Below are 17,780 nucleotides of genomic sequence, written 5' to 3' on the forward strand. Positions count from 1 at the left end.
CACCAACATCACATACACCACCGCGGGGTGGAGCAGCCCGGTAGCTCGTCAGGCTCATAACCTGAAGGCCGCAGGTTCAAATCCTGCCCCCGCAACCAATGTAGCCTGCTCTTTACCGGCAGAGCGCAGTTTTCTTCGGTTGCAGGTCCCCGCAACCAATGTATCCTGTTCAATGAACGACTGAAGAACGTCGTGGTCCGGATGGACTGCGGCGCTTTTTTTGTTGGACGAGAAGTTCAGAATTGCAGCGAGGTCTCCTTCGAGGAAGATGGCAAGCTCGCCGTCCAGCGGAATCAGCTTGATCCGTGAGACCAGACCGCGCAGCCTCTCGATGGCCTCAAGGCTCGCATCCTCCTTCTGAAGGTTTTCGTAAAGGGCTTCGATGCGTTCCCTGTAGATCACAGCCATGTTTGGATGCAGCAAAGGAGGTGGCTGGGGTGCATCGGCGAGCAGAGCCGTCAGTTCTTCCTTGCGGGCCTCCAGCCGTCCGATCTTGTCCTTCAGCTTGACGCCGGGTACGCCGTCGAGAATGGCCTGGATCGCCTTGTCCAGTTCGCGATCAACGCGGGGTAGTTCCGCGCGCATCGCAGCGAGATCTGCGCCGCGCTCCATTCTCACGCGGTTAACCTCCCCAGTAAACTCATCACAGAACTCCTTGAACAGCGCGGGGTCCATGAGGCGCGTCCGTAGCCCGTTAAGTACAGACTTCTCGAGCATGTCCCGCCGGATGGTCATGCGATTGTCGCAAGTGCCTTTGTTGCGCGCAGTCGAGCAGCCAAGCAGGTTTTTCGAGATCATTGAAAAACCACCGCCACAGCAGCCGCAGCGTGTCATCGCAGTGAAGAGGTGACGAGGACGCTTGAGACTGTTCAGAGGATGGACGCCGTCACCACGTGTCTTTTGCGACCACGTTGTCGTTGCCTGACGGGCCTTGGTCGCTTCCCATAGGTCAGGCTCGACAATTCGAAGTTCAGGAACCTCCTGCAGAATCCATTCACTTTCTGGATTCAGGCGCGAGACGCGCTTGCCAGTTTCCGGATCCTTCAGATAGCGAAGGCGGTTCCAGATCAGTCGGCCAATATAAAGCTCGTTGTTGAGGATGCCGGTGCCGCGGTCACGGTTGCCGTGGATGGTGGATGGTCCCCAGGCACCTCCCAATGGTCCGACAATCCCTTCCGCATTCAGATCGAGCGCAATGGCCCTAGGCGCCTTGCCGTCTGCATATTCACGAAAGATGCGCCGCACGATCGCGGCTTCGCTGATGTTGATCGACCGCTCTCCGCGGACAGCTTCGCCGGCAGCGTCAAATTTTCGGACGACGTCATACCCATAGCACAGACCGCCGCCCGATTTACCGGCTTCAACGCGTCCCCGTATGCCGCGCCGCGTTTTGTCTGCCAGATCCTGCAGAAAGAGGGCATTCATGGTGCCCTTGAGCCCGACATGGAGTTGGGTGACGTCGCCTTCTGAAAGCGTGATGATCCGCACCCCGGCAAACTTCATTCGTTTAAACAGCCCGGCGATATCTTCCTGATCGCGCGAAAGACGGTCCATGGCTTCGGCGAGAATGATCGAAAACTTCCCGCGCTGTGCGTCCTGCATCAGTTCCTGAATACCAGGACGAAGCAGGGAGGCACCAGAGACGGCTCTGTCGCTGTAGCTGTCGACTACGTTCCAGTCCTGACGGGCAGCATATTCCCGACACAGCCTCAGTTGATCCTCAATGGAGGCATCGCGCTGGTTGTCAGAAGAATAGCGGGCGTAGAGCGCGACCTTCATGAAGACCTCCTGTTAGTCCTCCGATCGTGTACGGATCGGTCCGTTTTCATGTTCAATGTAATCCCGCGCCGCCTGCCGGGCGAGGGCTCGTATCAGCGCCCGCAGACCCTCACCGTTACCGTCTCCATGACCGGTAGGGTCGAGAATGACACGGGGCGATGTCGACACTGTAGCGTCTTTTGCGCGCATCGTCCTGCCTTTTCTTGAAGCTCAGATGTGTGCCATCGTGCCTCTCATCGGCACGCAGGAAAATAGAAAACCGCAATAAAACAATGTGGTAAGGAGTATCGTGGCGGGTCGGGGCGTGCCCCTGTCGGTCGTGGCGTGGCGTTTTACGCTCGAAACATTCACGTTCTTGTGAGATTTCCCGCTGACTGGATCAGGAACAGAACAGTCAGTGCGATTCGAAGTGCCGCGGCTTTACGCTGCCTCCGACCACGGGGGGCTGTAAAACTACCTAAAAACAACATACTGCGCGGATCGTACTTTCACAAAAGCATTATACCTGCGGCTAGGCCTTCGGTTCTGCCTCTGCAATTATGACGAATACGCGTCAGTACGGTCTTTTTTCTTGACTCAAAACGGACCGTTTCGTCACTGTGCAACATACAGGTCGCGAGCTGTTTCCAGATTGTACACACATTGCAAGGAACTGCTTTATGCTGACACATGCTGGCGGCGCTGCTTTTGCGCGACCGGAGATCAACATCGCTGACGATACACCGCAGGCACTGCGCCGTCTGGTGAATGATGCACTTTCCAACGACAACGCGGATACGTTCCTTGCCTCTCGCGGAGCCTCGGGTCAGTTGGAGGCGCTCGCGCATCGGTGCTGTGATATGGCGTTTGCACAGAGCGACCTTGCCGCACGGAAGACCGTTCATCGCGTGCTGCATGACCTGTATGGTTTGCATCTCTCCCGGCCCCACCCGGGCCTTACTGATAACCAGTACAGTATCGAACTGTTGCGAGCTCGCCGTGCGATCGAAGTTTCGTGGATGGAGTGGGAATTGAGCCAGGCCAGCCCAATCCCGGCCGATGTCGAGCCGGAAGCAATTGGCGACGCCATCAAGTCCCTCTGGAAGAGCCATTCCGGGTATAACCATGCGGTATTCGATTTCATGAAGACCGACGCGTCACGACCGCAGATCATCAAGTATTTTACGACCGATTACGCGCTGAATATGCGTTTTTATGACCTGATCGTGCTGTCTCTTGTCGGTATCGACGAAGATGTCCGGATGGAAGTCGCGCATAATTTCTGGGATGAGATGGGGCAGGGTAACCCAGCCCGCACGCATGTGCGTCTCTACCGCGACCTGCTCGACTATCTCAAGATTGAAGATAATCCGACCCAGTTTGTCGATGCGTTGGGTTGGGAGGGCCTCTCGGGGTATAATCTGCTGCTTTATTTCGCCTTCAACCGGCGGGAATATTTCCGCTCGATCGGTGCGCTCGCAATTACGGAACTCTCGGATCCCGAGCAATACGCCAAATTGCTCTCGGGTTGCCGTCGCGTCGGTATTGGCAACGATCAACCGTCGATTCTGGATTATTACAGCGAGCATGTCGAGGTCGATGCCCTGCATGGCGATGGCTGGATTGACAATGTCATTGTGCCTGTTCTTCGGCGGTATCCCGGTGAAGCGCGATCTGTGCTCGAGGGTGCGGCGATGCGCCTGAACTCCAGTGAAGCGTACTGGGACTGGCAACTGGCCGAAATGAAAGCCGTCAAACCAGTTCCGACCGCGGCCCTGGAGGCAGTCAACTGATCAGATAACGTCCCGTGTATGAACGACCGGTACATTTGATATCGCTTTATTAACTTGTGGAAAGGGAATTGCTGTGGCCTGATCTGTGCCTTGAACTTGTTGACGCACAAAACGTTCGGATTATGAATGAGACGGATTGATGCGAATTCCTGTGAGGTCATGGACGTGCCACAGCAAAAACTCCGCAGAAAGCGGAATGGTCCCGATAGTCGGGCTACTCTCTTGACGACAGCGGGCTCCCTCTTTGCCCGTTCGGGTTTCCACCAGGTCAGTGTCGATGACATCGCCGACACCGCGCAGGTCGCGAAGACGGCAATCTACTACCACTTTGGCAACAAAGAGGGGCTAGTGACCGACTACCTTGAAGGACATATTGAAACGTTGGAGGCCTCGCTGATCGAGGCTGTCAGCGCGCATGCGGAGCCGAGAGCCCGCCTGCGCGCCGTATTCGACTGGCATACATCCTGGTTTCGTCAGCCCGATTTTGCGGGATGTGTGTTCTCTCGCGCGACTGAGGAATACAAGGGAAAGCAGGATACTATCGCCGAGATTTCCCGACTACAGAAACGCAGCCTGCGGCACGCCATCCGGGCGCTTGTGGAGGCGAACGGCGTTCTGGAAGAGCGATCTGAACAACTTGCCCACTTTATGATCTACCTGCTTGATGGCGCGGTAGTCTCAGCCAATGTTCTGGACGAGAAGGATGCTGCGGATCAGGCGTGGGTCGCTGCGGAACGTCTGCTGGACGATGAAACCCACAGGCACCCACCCACAAAAAACTGACTCTTGCCGGGTCTGCCTGAAGCCAGAAGGCGTTTGGAAGTGCTACTTACGCCCGCGCCAGTTTGTTTACGCCTCCGCACGCCCGTGCCGTCAGTTGACTGGGAAAAGTCTTGAACTGAAGGGCGTGTCGCCATGCAGAATTCCTCCCAACTCGGGAGGAATTCATGTCTGGTTCTCGTATCCTGTGGGGGCAACTCGGCCTCTGTTTCCTGATTGTCATTATGGCCTGGTCGGCCGCAACGCAGTGGGTCGCGTGGCGGCTCGCATTCCAGCCAGAACTCGGTCCTCCGTGGACTGTGGTGGCCGGACGGTGGCCGCTCTATCCGCCATTTCTGTTTCCGTGGTGGTGGTACGAGTTCGACGCCTATGCACCACACATTTTCGTAGAAGGCGGATGGATCGCCGGATCTGGCGGAGTGCTCGCCTTCCTGACAGCAGTGGTCCTGTCCGTCAGGCGCGCGCGGGAGCATAAACGCACAGCCACCTATGGATCGGCCCGCTGGGCCGAACGCGACGATATCGAGCAGGCCGGACTTCTCGGCCAGGATGGCGTGGTGCTGGGGCGTTGGGAGCGCGACTACATCCGGCATGATGGCCCGGAGCATGTGCTCTGCTTCGCGCCGACGCGCTCGGGCAAGGGCGTAGGGCTGGTGATCCCGACGTTGCTGACCTGGCCCGGTTCAGCCATTGTCCATGATATCAAGGGCGAAAACTGGTCCATTACGGCCGGGTTCCGGGGCCGCTTCGGTAGGCTGATTCTGTTTGATCCCACCAATCTCGCGTCATGCGCCTACAATCCGCTGCTGGAAATCCGTCTCGGCGAGTGGGAAGTGCGCGATGCCCAGAACGTCGCCGACGTGCTGGTCGATCCCGAAGGCTCGCTGGAACGACGCAATCACTGGGAAAAAACCTCACATTCCCTGTTGGTGGGAGCCATTCTTCATGTCCTCTATGCGGAACCGGACAAAAGCTTGCGTGGTGTCGCCAGCCTGCTGTCCGATCCGAAACGCTCGATCGCGGCCACCCTCGTTGTGATGATGGGCACGCGCCATCTTGGCGAGCGTGGCGTCCATCCGGTGGTGGCGTCGGCTGCGCGTGAATTGCTCAACAAATCCCCCAACGAGCGCTCCGGTGTGCTGAGTACGGCCATGTCGTTCCTTGGTCTGTATCGTGACCCTGTCGTGGCCGAGGTGACGAGCCGCAGCACCTGGCGGATTGGCGATCTCGTCAATCCGGCCCGGCCGACGACGTTATACTTCGTTGTCCCGCCCTCGGACATCAGTCGCACCAAGCCGTTGATCCGGCTGATGCTTAACCAGATCGGGCGCAGGCTGACCGAGGATCTGTCCGGAGCAGAAGGGCGGCAGCGTCTTTTGCTGATGCTCGACGAGTTTCCCGCGCTCGGGCGGCTCGATTTCTTCGAAAGCGCGCTTGCTTTCATGGCTGGCTACCGGATCAAAGCGTTTCTGATCGCCCAGTCGCTCAACCAGATTGAAAAAGCCTACGGGCAGAACAACTCGATCATTGACAACTGCCATGTTCGCGTCAGCTTCGCGACCAACGATGAGCGGACAGCCAAACGTGTTTCCGATGCGCTTGGCACCGCAACCGAAATCCGCTCGCAGAAGAACTATGCCGGTCATCGGCTGTCGCCATGGCTCGGGCACCTCATGGTGTCCCGTCAGGAGAGTGCCCGACCACTGCTCACCGTCGGCGAGGTTCAGGAACTGCCAGCAACCGACGAACTGGTCCTGCTCTCGGGGATGTCGCCCGTTCGGGCAAAAAAGGCGCAATATTTTCGCGACAGCCGGTTTCGGGAACGGCTCTTGCCCGCGCCGGAGACGGGGACACGAGGATTACCGGTCGCACCCGACGACTGGACCTCGCGTCCGCAGCCATCAAAGCCTGAGGTCAAGCCCGACACACCAGAGGATGCGGTCAAGGAGGCGGGTGAGGAAGAAGATCCTGTCGGCACCGAGGCGCGCCGTCAGCCGGAAATGGACGTTTCCGAGGAGCCCGACCTGCCACCGCAGGGCGACGAGGACCCCGCGCGTGATGCGCCTATGCGCGAGCGTGAACGCGATCCGATGGAAGAGGAAGACCTTCATGCCGTGCTGACGGCGGATTTGGCCCGCAAAGCCCGTCAGGCGGCTCTTGATCCCGGCAATGATCTGGGGCTGTCATGAGCGGCGCGCGCCAGAAGAAGAAGCGGCTTTCGGTCTATCTCGAGCCGCATCTGTGGAAGGGGCTGCGGACGCAGGCCGCCCGACGGTCGATGTCGGACTCCCTGCTGGCCGAAGCCGCGATTGCGGCGTGGCTCGACCCGGAAGGCGCTGGTGGCGATCCCAAAGCGTCGCTGGAAGCCGCCGTGCAGCGGCTCGATCGTCGTCAGGCGCGGATCGAGCGCGACCTGTCGATCTCGGTCGAGACGCTCGCGCTGTTCATCCGGCTCTGGTTCACCAGTATGCCGGGTCTTTCGGACAGCATGGCCGCAGCGGCCCGTGCCCAGGGGGCGGAGCGCTACGACCGTTTCGTCGAGATGCTGGGGCGACGGCTGGCCAGCGACAGGCGGTTCCGGACAGACATTGAGCGTGAGGCGAATGAAAGCAGCGACGCCGCTGTTAAAAAGGACTGACAAATCAACCTAACGCGTCACCCCGGATCATCGAGAGAACGCGTTGGCCAGTCGATGTTCATCGGCTTTTCCGGCTGACCGTTCCTTTAGGCCACCCTTGGCCTTGTTTCGTGTAGGTGATGGTGTTCCCGGGGCCGACCGCGCAGACGCATCGGTGCCGTCCGTTTTGTCGTCACTCTGGGAAGCACGCTTTCCAAGGCCGATCTTTTGTGCCACCTGACGCCGCATTTCCGTATAATTCGGCGCGACGGTCGGATATTCTTCAGGCAGCCCCCATTTGGCCTTGTAATCCTCAATGGTCATGTCGAAGGCAGCCGCGAGGTGCCGTTTGAGCGATTTCAGCTGTTTCCCATCTTCCAGGCAGATGATGTAGTCGGGAAAGACAGATTCCTTGATCGGGACGGCTGGCTGCTGCTGTTTCTCGACGGCCAGAATTGTGGGCGACGTCGCCTCCGCCGGTGTCTCGTCGAGAGTCACGGACGGTTCTGTCTTTTCAGCAGGCGAGGGAACATTGCTGGTTGTCCGGGCTGCTGCCAATCCTGCCGTGTTCGGCACAGGCTGTTCCTCTGAAAGCGACGCATAAAGCCGACGTACGAGTTCCGGAAGCTGGTCGGTCTCCACTTTCGTCGTTGCAAGATGCGCCGTTACGATCTGCGTCATCGCATTCAGACGACCGAGAATGATGTCCTTGTCGCTGCTCAATAGGGTAGTCCTCAATATAGGGTGTGAATCGTTATAAGCTTCGGAACGCAGGCATTTCATCATTAAGAGCACGCCGTGTCGATTCAAGCACGGGTCACACCTTCGGAGCAACTTTTTGACGGTGTGTGACTTCGATATTTAGCGCAACGACAATATTGTCAATCCGCCGTCTTCGTCGATGTAAAGTGTGTCGGGTCCAATCATGCGTTGGTTTGTAGTTCCAAACACAGTAAAAACTTGCCTCATCCAAGTATCGTATTGTGCGCATTGCCGTTGATGAGCGGGGCCTGACACTCGCGTCCATAACTTAATATTTGGCCCGGCTCAAAAGTTTCACGCTCGCGAAGTCAGTCATCGCCATCGTTGCCATCGGTTTCTTCGGATCACCGCAATTCCTGACAACGTCGGATTAAAAGTTTCAAGCCTAATGCACTGATAATACGCCAAATTTTTAGCCGTCTACGCCTCTGCCAGTTTGTATACGCTTTCGTACGCCCCGGTACGATGATGGCCGAATTTCTTGTTGCGATCTGGAAACGCGTGCCTCCTCTATTTGTCCCCGTTGCGGTCCGGAATGGCCGGACCCGCTCGACAACGGGAATGACAATGTTCAGCCATGTGACAACGAACGACGCGGCGGCACGTGGTTTTTCCATGCTGCGTACGGCTTTGGGAGCGGCCATCACAAGACATCTCGCCGATCCGGCTGTTGTCGAGGTGATGCTCAACCCTGATGGACGCCTCTGGATCGACCGCCTGTCAGAGGGGCTGTCCGACACCGGGGACACGGTCGGCCCCGCCGATGCCGAACGCATCGTGCGTCTGGTCGCGCACCATGTCGGCGCGGAGGTTCATGAGGCCGCGCCCCGGATCTCGGCCGAACTCCCGACAGGCGAGCGTTTCGAGGGATTGCTGCCGCCGGTCGTGACAGCGCCCAGTTTCGCGATCCGCAAGCCCGCTGTCGCGGTGTTCACGCTGAACGATTATATCGACGCCGGGATCATCACCGTCGCACAGGCGGCCTATCTCCGCGAGGCCGTCGTCCAGCGCAGGAATATCCTGGTTGCGGGCGGCACGTCTACCGGTAAGACGACGCTGGTCAACGCCCTGCTGGCCGAGGTGGCGAAGACCAGGGACCGCGTGATCCTCATCGAGGATACACGGGAATTGCAGTGCACGGCGCCCAATCTCGTCGCCCTGCGGACCCGGGAAGGGATCATCACGCTTTCTGACCTCGTTCGGTCCAGCCTCCGTCTACGTCCTGACCGCATTCCCATCGGAGAGGTGCGCGGCGCCGAAGCGCTTGATCTGCTCAAGGCGTGGGGCACCGGTCATCCCGGCGGTATCGGCACGCTGCACGCCGGCTCAGCGCTCGCAGCCCTGCTCCGTCTGGAACAACTGATCCAGGAGGCCGTGGTGACGGTGCCGCGCGGCATGATCGCGGAAACCATCGATGTGATCGCGGTGCTGTCCGGACGCGGTACTGCCCGGCGGCTGACGGAACTCGCAACGGTGGACGGACTGGATCCGGCAACAGGCCTTTACCGCATGACCTCGCTGGATTTCCCGATCGGCGAAGCACGGCGTCCACATTCCTTCAACCTCTCCAGCATTGAGGACACACTCTGATGTCGCAGACCCTGTCCGCGCGCGTCATGACGCGCGCCCATACCAATCGCCTGTCCCGTCTGACCAGCATGGCGGGTATCGCGCTGTTTGCCGCAACTTCCTCCGCCTGGGCGTCCGGCTCCGGAATGCCGTGGGAGGAGCCGCTCAACCAGATCCTGGAATCCATTCAGGGACCCGTCGCGCGCATCGTGTCGGTGATCATCATCACCGTCACCGGCCTGACCCTTGCGTTCGGTGAAACTTCGGGAGGCTTTCGTCGCCTGATTCAGATCGTCTTCGGTCTGTCCATCGCTTTTGCGGCGTCCAGTTTCTTCCTGTCCTTCTTCTCCTTCTCCGGGGGAGCATTGATCTGATGGTGGGATATGACGACGACGCGGTGCCGGGCTTTCATGTCCCCGTGCATCGCTCCCTGACCGATCCGATCCTGCTCGGCGGCGCCCCACGGACGCTGGCGATCGCCAACGGCACGCTGGGCGCGGCGATCTCGCTGGGTCTGCGGCTCTGGCTGGTCGGCGCGGTGTTCTGGATCGTAGGCCACAGCCTCGCGGTCTGGGGTGCAAAACGCGATCCGCTGTTTGTCGAAGTGGGGCGGCGGCATCTCCGCTATCCCGCTTGGTTCCGGGCATGAGGAGGGCAGGGCGATGATGTCCCTTGGCGAATATCGCAATCGTGCAGCACTTCTCTCGGATTACCTCCCTTGGGCAGCGCTGGTCGAAAAAGGTATTGTCCTGAACAAGGATGGCTCCTTTCAGCGCACCGCGCGCATTCGTGGTCCGGATCTGGATTCCGCCACGCCGGCCGAACTTGTCGGCGTGACTGGCCGGTTGAACAACGCCCTGCGGCGTCTCGGTTCCGGCTGGGCCGTGTTCGTGGAAGCGCAGCGAACACCTGCCACGCTCTATCCCGAGAGTGATTTTCCCGATGCCGCCAGCCAGATGGTGGATCTGGAGCGCCGGGAACAGTTCGAGGATGAGGGCGCGCATTTCGAGAGCCGGTATTTCCTGACCGTGGTATGGCTACCACCGGCGGAATCATCAGGTCGTGCCGAGCGTTTTCTCTATGAGGGTCGGGAACACGACGGACCGGACCCGCATGGCATACTGAATTCTTTCATTGATCGCAGCGACCGTCTTCTGGCATTGCTCGATGGATTCATGCCCGAGGCCGCGTGGCTCAATGACGGCGGGACGCTGACCTACCTGCACAGTACCATTTCGACCCGCAATCAGCGGGTCAGGGTACCGGAAATCCCGATGCATCTGGATGCGCTGCTGGTGGATCAGCCGTTGTCAGGGGGGCTGGAGCCGAAACTTGGTGATGCGTACCTGAAGACCCTGACCATCACGGGTTTTCCCAGCCGGACCTTCCCCGGAATTCTGGACGATCTCAATCGGTTGGCCATGCCCTATCGCTGGTCAACGCGCGCGATCCTGCTCGACAAGACCGACGCGACCAAGGTTCTGACGAAGATCCGGCGTCAGTGGTTCGCAAAACGCAAAAGCATCGCGGCCATTGTTCGCGAAGTCATGACCAACGAAGCATCCGTGTTGGTGGACAATGATGCCGCCAACAAGGCGGCCGATGCCGATCTGGCGTTGCAGTCCCTCGGGGCGGATGATGTGGGGCAGGCCTACATCACTGCGACCATCACGGTCTGGGATGGCAGCGCCAGCATCGCCTCTGAAAAACTCCGCCTTGTGGAAAAAATCATTCAGGGTCGCGACTTTACCTGTATGACCGAGACTCTGAACGCGGTCGAAGCATGGCTCGGCAGCCTGCCTGGGCACGTCTACGCCAATGTGCGCCAGCCCCCGCTTTCGACGCTGAATCTGGCGCACATGATCCCGTTCTCCGCCGTCTGGGCCGGGCCGGAGCAGGATGTCCATTTCAAGGCGCCGCCGCTCTTCTACGGCAGGACCGCCGGGGCCACGCCGTTCCGGTTTTCTCTCCATGCCAGCGATGTAGGTCATACGCTGATCGCGGGACCGACGGGAGCGGGGAAGTCTGTGCTGCTGGCGCTCATAGCGCTTCAGTTCCGGCGCTATGTGGGGTCGCAGATCTTCGCCTTCGATTTCGGTGGCTCCATGCGCGCCGCAACGCTCGGCATGGGCGGCGACTGGCATGATCTCGGTGGTGGCCTGACGGACGAGAACGGGTTGGGCGTGGACGGCTTTCCCGGTGTTTCACTCCAGCCTCTGGCTCAGATTGACGATCCGGACGAGCGCAAATGGGCCAGCGAATGGCTGGGCCAGATTTTTGTCGGTGAAGGGATCGCGCTGACGCCGGAGGTGAAATCCTATCTCTGGTCGGCCCTGAATTCCCTCGCGTCCTCGCCGGAGGAGGAGCGCACCCTGTCGGGCCTGGTCGCTCTTCTTCAGTCCAACGCACTGAAACAGGCGCTCGCACCCTACTGTCTCGGCGGTCCCTACGGTCGCCTGCTTGATGCTGACACCGAGCATCTGGGTGATGCCGATGTGGTGGTGTTCGAAACCGAAGGACTGATTGGCTCTGGTGCCGCCTCGTCCGTGCTGTCCTATCTGTTCCATCGCATTGAAGGACGGCTGGACGGACGACCCACCTTGCTGGTGATCGACGAAGGCTGGCTCGTTCTGGATGACGGGAATTTCTCCGGTCAGTTGCGTGAATGGCTGAAAACCCTGCGCAAGAAGAACGCCAGCGTCATCTTTGCCACGCAGTCTCTGTCGGACATCGCGAACTCTCCTATTGCGCCTGCGGTGGTAGAAAGCTGCCCGACACGGATATTCCTGCCCAACGAGCGCGCCATCGAACCGCAGATCATGGCCCTCTACCGGGATTTCGGCCTCAACGACCGACAGACCGCCATCATCGCCCGCGCTGCGTCGAAACGGGAATATTACTGCCAGACCCAGCGCGGGAACCGCCTGTTCGAACTGGGGCTCGGGCCGGTCGCGCTCGCGCTGTGTGCGGCGTCGGGGAAAGACGATCATCGGCTGATTGACGCCGTGCTGGGGGAGCATGGGCGGGAGGGTTTTCTGCCCGCGTGGTTTGAGGCGCGTGGTGTGACGTGGGTCGCGGACCTTCTGCGTCACGGAGGCGTGCCATGACGGAAAGATCTTTTCGTATTCGGGCAAAATATTTCCGTAGCGGTTATGCCGCAGCTGTGGGCGCCGTTCTGCTTTTTCTCATGCCAGTCAAACCTGCCTGTGCGCAGTGGGCGGTCTATGACGGAGCCAATCACGTACAGAGCGTCCTGATTGCAGCACGCGAACTCCAGCAGATCGACAACCAGATCACATCGCTCGCCAACCAGGCGCAGATGCTGGTCAATCAGGGTCGCAATCTCGCGACGCTCCCGCTCTCGACATTGTCGACGCTGCAATCGACGGTTTCCCAGACCACCGCCCTTCTGGCCCAGGCGCAGAACATTGCCTACAGCGTCCAGTCCGTCGAGCAGCAGTATCAGCAGGCGTACACATCCGTCTCGTCCGGCATGTCTGACAGCACCCTTTTCAGTCAGGCACAGACGCGGTGGCAGAATTCCGTCGGTGGGTTCGAGGATGCCCTGAAACTGCAGGCCCGGGTGGTCGGCAACATCCCAACCGACAGTTCGGCCGTGACGCAACTGGTCTCGGCCAGCCAGAACTCTGCGGGTGCGTTGCAGGCGGCGCAGGCCGGAAACCAGCTTATGGCCCTGCAATCCCGTCAGTTATCTGACATTCAGGCGGAACTCGCCGCCAACGGTCGGGCTGCTGAACTGGAACGTGCCCGACAGGCTGCGAACGAAGCCGGGGCCGAGGCACAATACCAGCATTTCGCGCAGTACGACGCCTATGTTCCCGAGACTGTCTCCGTTCCCGGTTCGGGAGACTGATCGATGGACGCCAGTAATGTCGGGATTATTGACGGGTTCCTCAACACCTTCGAGACCACCATCGATTCCGGTTTTGGATTGCTGCGGGGCAGCGTCGTGTCCCTCGCCGGATCGCTCTCCGTCCTTGATATGCTGCTGGCCGGGCTGTTCTGGGCCTGGGCGGTGGACGAGGACATTGTCCAGCGTCTGGTCAAAAAGACGCTTTATGTCGGCTTCTTTGCCTTCGTCATCAACCATTTCAGCCATCTCTCGAGCGTCGTTTTCAACAGCTTCGCCGCGCTCGGTCTTAAAGCGGGTGGGGGAACGCTGACACTTGCCGATTTCATGCATCCGGGACGGCTGGCCGCGACCGGCCTCTCCGCCGCACAACCGCTGCTTGATGCGGCCAGCAAACTGGCGTTTTCCTTCGGCGCAATTGCCAGCATCGTACAGATCCTCGTGCTGCTTCTGTGCTGGTTCATTGTGCTGGCGGCCTTCTTCATCCTCGCGGTGCAGCTTTTCGTCGCGATTGTCGAATTCAAGCTCACCAGCCTCGCCGGGTTCGTGTTGATCCCGTTCGCCCTGTTCAACCGGACGGCCTTTCTGGCCGAGAAGGTTCTCGGGAACGTCGTTTCGTCCGGTGTGAAGATCATGGTGCTGGCCGTCATTTCCGCCGTCGCCTCCGGCCTCTTCAAACAGTTCACGACCTCCTACGGGAACAGTTCGCCCACCATCGGACAGGCGCTGTCCGTGGTTCTGGCCTCCCTGTGCATGGTCGGGCTTGCGATTTTCGGCGGTTCACTGGCCAACGGCCTGATCTCCGGCGCCCCACAACTTGGCGCGGGTGCTGCTGTCGGCACCGGTATGGCGGTCGGCGCCATGGGAGCGGCGGCTGTCGCCGCCCCTGCCGCCATCGCCTCCGGTGGTGGCGCGGCTCTGGCCGCCACGGCAGCAGCCGCTCGTGGCGGGGCCGCTGCGGCGGGGGCGGCCTCAAGCGCCTATTCCATGGGAGCCATGAGCGCCGCGGGTGGGAGCGCGGGCGCGCGCATGGCCGCCGGGCTTGGTGGTGTCGCCCGCGCACCAGGTGCCGCAGCCATGAACGCAGCAAAGAGCAGGGCGTCCGGGGCCGCAGCGTCCATGAAACAGAGTTACGGCGCCGGTGCTCGTGGCGCCTTCACCGCAACAGGGGGGCGCTTTACCGGCGGAGCCGCTTCCGAGGCGGGTGGCGGGAATTCTGCCGGCCCGTCAGACAGCGCCGGCAAAGGTCAAGGCGGCGGCGCCGGCTCTGCTCCCGACAGCAAGCCCCCACGCTGGGCACAAAAAATGAAGCGTCGCAATGCCGCGACCCACGCGGCCGAAGCGGCCCATGTCATCCGCTCCGCCGATGGCGGCGGTGGATCGGCAGCCATCGATCTTTCGGAGAAACAATGATGTTCCGTCGCTCTACCACACGCTACGGGATCACACCCGAACCCGTGACACCCTATCAACACGCAGCCCAGATCTGGGATGACCGGATCGGCTCCGCCCGTGTGCAGGCCCGTAACTGGCGGCTGATGGCTTTTGGCAGTCTGTTCCTCTCGGCAGCACTCGGGATCGGCCTGGTCTGGCAGTCCGCGCGTGGCACCATCGTCCCCTGGGTCGTGCAGGTCGACAAACTCGGCCAGACACAGGTGATCGGCCCAGCGACCTCGGCCTATGTTCCGACCGATCCGCAGGTGTCGTGGTATCTGGCGCGCTTCATCGAAGATGTGCGTGGCCTGTCCGCCGATCCTGTCGTTGTGCGGCAGAACTGGCTGCAGGCCTACGAGTTCACCATGATTTCCGGCGCACAGGCGCTGAACGACTATGCCCGCCTCAACGACCCGTTCTCACGGGTCGGCCACGAACAGGTCGAGGTCGATGTGTCGTCGGTCATCCGGGCATCGCCCGGCAGTTTCCGCGTGGCCTGGACCGAACGGCATTACCGCGACGGCGCCTTCACGGGAACCGAACGCTGGACCGCTATTCTCACGGTCATGATCGTCACCCCACGCACGGCCGATCGCCTGCGGAAAAACCCGCTTGGCATCTATGTCACCGCCATCAACTGGTCGAAGGAACTCGGACAATGATCCGCATGGTCTTGCGCGCCCTGCCGCTGGTGCTGCTCACCCTGTCCGCCTGTGCCGGACAGTATCATCCGCCCGCCATTCGCTATGATGATGCGGCGCGGGCTACACGCCTGCCCGATCCACCCAAACCGGTGCAGGTGGTGGAAATCGCCAGACCTTTGCCGCTGCCGGGCCAACTGAAACGCCTGCCGTCGCGCAGCGTCCAGGCCCGGCGAGGTGCGCCGGAGGTTGCCGATCCGACCGTGCGTGTGATTCAGGCGAACGTCGCCGCCCGGATCCAGCCGACGCGGGCGGGATTTATCAATGCCGTGCAGGTTTATCCCTACAGTCCCGGCGCGCTCTATCAGGTCTACGCGTCGCCCGGTGACATTACCGACATCATGCTCCAGCCCGGCGAAAAGCTGGTCGGAAGCGGGCCGGTTGCCGCTGGTGACACCGTCCGGTGGGTGATCGGGGATACATCGAGCGGCAGTGGTACTGCCAAGCGTGTCCATATCCTGGTCAAGCCGACCCGTCCCGATCTCACGACCAATCTGATCGTCAATACCGACCGCCGGACCTACCTGGCGGAACTGCGTTCCACACCGGCGACCTACATGGCGTCCGTGTCGTGGGACTATCCCGAGGACGATCTGATCGCGCTGCACCGTCAGAATGACGACGCCGAAGAAGAGGCTCCTGTGGATGCGGGGCTGAATCTCGACGATCTGCATTTTCGCTACGCCATACAGCCAGCAAAAGGCGGGGTGCCCCCGTGGCTGCCCTCGCGGGCTTTCGATGACGGACGCAAAGTCTATATCGCTTTCCCGAGCGGGATCGGGCAGGGGGATCTGCCACCTCTTTTCGTGCTGGGGCCGGACGGGAACCCGGCTTTGGTCAATTACCGGGTCCGCCAGAACTGGATGATCGTTGACCGCTTGTTCGCCGCGGCCGAGCTGCGTCTCGGCGACAAGACCAGCGAGCAGCGCGTGCGCATCGTGCGCACTGACGGGCGGCCGTCATGAGCGAGGACAGAGAAGAGGGGGCAGGGCAGGACACCGCTCCACGCCCTGATCAGAATGCCCCGCCCAATGGGGGAAACCCGGCCCCACCGGCGACGCCTCCCGATCTGCGCCTCCGTGCCGAGCGTCCACGCGTCGTGCGTCTGTCGCGGACGGTGATCTGGTCACTCGGGGGGATCGGCGTCATCGTCGTGGCGTTCGCCCTCGGATATGCGTTGGAAGCCAGCCATCGAGCGCCGTCAGCATCAGTCGGTCCGGACAATGCGTCCCCACCATCTGCGGCAGGTCTGGACAACCTCCCGAAAGATTATTCCAATGTGCCCAGGCTCGGACCCGCGCTTCCCGGTGATCTGGGCAGGCCAATCCTCAACGCGCAGCGGCAGGGCAAATCAATCCCTGCCAATGCGATCGGCAACGAGGATGCGCGTCGGGCTCAGCAGGAAATTGATGCCGCCATTGGCAGCAAACTGTTTGCCTCAGTCGATGTGCGTGATCAGCATGACGTGCAGCCGGCTTCATCTGCGACCTCAGCGTCCCCTGGCCAGGGTGCAGGAACGACCAGCACCGGACCACAGGCAGAGAACCGGGCCTTTCTCGCGGGTCAACCTGACCGGCAGACCATCAGCCCCGATCGGATTTTGCCGCTCCTCTCCCCTTACGTGCTTCAGGCCGGAACGGTCATTGCGGGCGCGCTGAACACGAAGATCAGTTCCGATCTTCCGGGCCAGATCGTCGGGCACGTCACCCAGAACGTCTATGACAGCCCGACAGGGCGCTATCTCCTGATCCCGCAGGGCAGTACGCTGTTCGGTGCCTATAACAGCGGCATTTCCTTCGGGCAGCAACGCACCCAGATCATCTGGACCCGGCTGATTTTCCCGGACGGCGAAAGCCTCGTGCTGGAGAAACTGCCCGGCGCCGACGCGATCGGCCAGTCCGGCCTGTCGGACGAGGTGAACAACCACTGGGGCCAGTTGTTCAAAGCCGCACTGGTGACCACGCTGCTCAGCGTCGGGTCGGAAGCTGGCACGAGCCAGAGCGAGAACAATCTCGCCCAGGCCATTCGCAGTGGCGCCAGCAACGGGTTCTCTCAGGTGGGATACCGGCTGGTCGACCGCTCACTCGATATTCAGCCAACCCTCACCGACCGTCCCGGTCTGCCGTTCACGCTTCTGCTGGGGCGCGACCTGATACTCAAACCTTATGTTGCGAAAGGAGAACATCGCAATGGATAAGCTTCGTATCACCGCAATTCCCGACAGTCGTCCTGTCCGGATGACGATTGCCTTTCCCGCGGACATTCATCGTGACCTTCTTCTGTATGCCCGTTTTCTCGCGGAGGAGAATGGCGACGACACCAATGTCGGCAAGAACCCGGCCCGTCTGGTTCCAATTATGGTGGCCCGGTTCATCGAACGTGATCGTGTGTTCCTCAAGAAACGGAAGGAGGAAGGCGAAAAACCCTGAAAGTGAATAGCCAATAAACGGACCGTTCTGTATTGTTGCTCGGAGATGCTACGTGGCATGTTTGCC

The 17,780-nt window shown here is 60.6% G+C and carries 17 protein-coding genes and 1 tRNA gene; 15 read left to right on the plus strand and 3 right to left on the minus strand.

The features are described 5' to 3' along the window. Positions 1–21: 21 nt before the first annotated feature. Positions 22–98, plus strand: a tRNA-Met gene (locus JN414_RS13960). Here the strand turns inward: JN414_RS13960 and JN414_RS13965 are convergent. Together JN414_RS13965 and JN414_RS13970 are read right to left on the minus strand one after the other, a co-directional pair. Continuing rightward, positions 55–1,779 carry a recombinase family protein gene (locus JN414_RS13965; protein ID WP_202208484.1) on the minus strand — a complete coding sequence of 575 codons (1,725 nt, stop codon included), beginning with the start codon at positions 1,777–1,779 and terminating at the stop codon, positions 55–57. The genes JN414_RS13960 and JN414_RS13965 overlap by 44 nt on opposite strands. Before the next feature lie 12 nt (positions 1,780–1,791). Beyond that, positions 1,792–1,968: a hypothetical protein gene (locus tag JN414_RS13970; protein ID WP_166930416.1), complete on the minus strand. Its 177-nt coding sequence runs from the start codon at positions 1,966–1,968 to the stop codon at positions 1,792–1,794. Between the two features lie 470 nt (positions 1,969–2,438). Between JN414_RS13970 and JN414_RS13975 the strand changes: the two genes are divergently transcribed. The 4 genes from JN414_RS13975 to JN414_RS13990 all read left to right on the plus strand — a co-directional run bounded on the left by JN414_RS13975 (position 2,439) and on the right by JN414_RS13990 (position 6,969). Next, the gene (locus JN414_RS13975) at positions 2,439–3,551 is read left to right on the plus strand and encodes an iron-containing redox enzyme family protein (protein WP_194265296.1); all 1,113 of its coding nucleotides are present in this window, start codon (positions 2,439–2,441) and stop codon (positions 3,549–3,551) included. A gap of 126 nt (positions 3,552–3,677) precedes the next feature. Beyond that, positions 3,678–4,334: a TetR/AcrR family transcriptional regulator gene (locus tag JN414_RS13980; RefSeq protein WP_202208481.1), complete on the plus strand. Its 657-nt coding sequence runs from the start codon at positions 3,678–3,680 to the stop codon at positions 4,332–4,334. 164 nt (positions 4,335–4,498) lie between these two features. Next, positions 4,499–6,520, plus strand: a complete 2,022-nt coding sequence (locus JN414_RS13985) for a conjugal transfer protein TraG (protein ID WP_194265294.1) — start codon at positions 4,499–4,501, stop codon at positions 6,518–6,520. After that, positions 6,517–6,969, plus strand: coding sequence for a CopG family transcriptional regulator (locus JN414_RS13990; RefSeq protein WP_194265293.1), 453 nt, complete (start codon positions 6,517–6,519; stop codon positions 6,967–6,969). Before JN414_RS13985 ends, JN414_RS13990 begins: the two co-directional genes overlap by 4 nt. Before the next feature lie 27 nt (positions 6,970–6,996). On the opposite strand, the gene JN414_RS13995 is transcribed toward JN414_RS13990, so the two are convergent. Beyond that, on the minus strand, positions 6,997–7,671 hold the full coding sequence (locus tag JN414_RS13995; protein ID WP_194265292.1) for a MucR family transcriptional regulator: 675 nt from the start codon (positions 7,669–7,671) through the stop codon (positions 6,997–6,999). A gap of 606 nt (positions 7,672–8,277) precedes the next feature. On the opposite strand from JN414_RS13995, the gene trbB reads away from it, so the two are divergent. The 10 genes from trbB to JN414_RS14045 are packed head-to-tail and all read left to right on the plus strand — an operon-like array spanning position 8,278 to position 17,714. Then, positions 8,278–9,300 (plus strand): P-type conjugative transfer ATPase TrbB, encoded by a 1,023-nt coding sequence (gene trbB, locus JN414_RS14000; protein ID WP_228120621.1) that lies wholly within the window; start codon positions 8,278–8,280, stop codon positions 9,298–9,300. Then, complete coding sequence (locus JN414_RS14005) at positions 9,300–9,653, plus strand: TrbC/VirB2 family protein (protein WP_194265291.1); 354 nt, start codon at positions 9,300–9,302, stop codon at positions 9,651–9,653. The genes trbB and JN414_RS14005 overlap by 1 nt, the downstream gene beginning before the upstream one ends. Beyond that, positions 9,653–9,928 (plus strand): VirB3 family type IV secretion system protein, encoded by a 276-nt coding sequence (locus tag JN414_RS14010; RefSeq protein WP_194265290.1) that lies wholly within the window; start codon positions 9,653–9,655, stop codon positions 9,926–9,928. The genes JN414_RS14005 and JN414_RS14010 overlap by 1 nt, the downstream gene beginning before the upstream one ends. Before the next feature lie 13 nt (positions 9,929–9,941). Further along, positions 9,942–12,386 (plus strand): conjugal transfer protein TrbE, encoded by a 2,445-nt coding sequence (gene trbE, locus JN414_RS14015; RefSeq protein WP_194265289.1) that lies wholly within the window; start codon positions 9,942–9,944, stop codon positions 12,384–12,386. After that, on the plus strand, positions 12,383–13,153 hold the full coding sequence (gene trbJ / locus JN414_RS14020) for a P-type conjugative transfer protein TrbJ (RefSeq protein WP_194265288.1): 771 nt from the start codon (positions 12,383–12,385) through the stop codon (positions 13,151–13,153). Before trbE ends, trbJ begins: the two co-directional genes overlap by 4 nt. Positions 13,154–13,156: 3 nt before the next feature. Continuing rightward, the gene (gene trbL, locus JN414_RS14025) at positions 13,157–14,563 is read left to right on the plus strand and encodes a P-type conjugative transfer protein TrbL (RefSeq protein WP_194265287.1); all 1,407 of its coding nucleotides are present in this window, start codon (positions 13,157–13,159) and stop codon (positions 14,561–14,563) included. Continuing rightward, positions 14,563–15,246 (plus strand): conjugal transfer protein TrbF, encoded by a 684-nt coding sequence (trbF, locus tag JN414_RS14030; protein ID WP_089179469.1) that lies wholly within the window; start codon positions 14,563–14,565, stop codon positions 15,244–15,246. The genes trbL and trbF overlap by 1 nt, the downstream gene beginning before the upstream one ends. Next, positions 15,243–16,250: a P-type conjugative transfer protein TrbG gene (trbG, locus tag JN414_RS14035; protein WP_194265286.1), complete on the plus strand. Its 1,008-nt coding sequence runs from the start codon at positions 15,243–15,245 to the stop codon at positions 16,248–16,250. The genes trbF and trbG overlap by 4 nt, the downstream gene beginning before the upstream one ends. Continuing rightward, positions 16,247–17,482: a TrbI/VirB10 family protein gene (locus tag JN414_RS14040; RefSeq protein ID WP_089179467.1), complete on the plus strand. Its 1,236-nt coding sequence runs from the start codon at positions 16,247–16,249 to the stop codon at positions 17,480–17,482. The genes trbG and JN414_RS14040 overlap by 4 nt, the downstream gene beginning before the upstream one ends. Beyond that, the gene (locus tag JN414_RS14045; RefSeq protein WP_035378714.1) at positions 17,475–17,714 is read left to right on the plus strand and encodes a DUF2274 domain-containing protein; all 240 of its coding nucleotides are present in this window, start codon (positions 17,475–17,477) and stop codon (positions 17,712–17,714) included. The genes JN414_RS14040 and JN414_RS14045 overlap by 8 nt, the downstream gene beginning before the upstream one ends. Positions 17,715–17,780 lie beyond the last annotated feature (66 nt).

The sequence above is a fragment of the Gluconobacter sp. Gdi genome (assembly GCF_014132155.1).
GTDB lineage: Bacteria > Pseudomonadota > Alphaproteobacteria > Acetobacterales > Acetobacteraceae > Gluconobacter.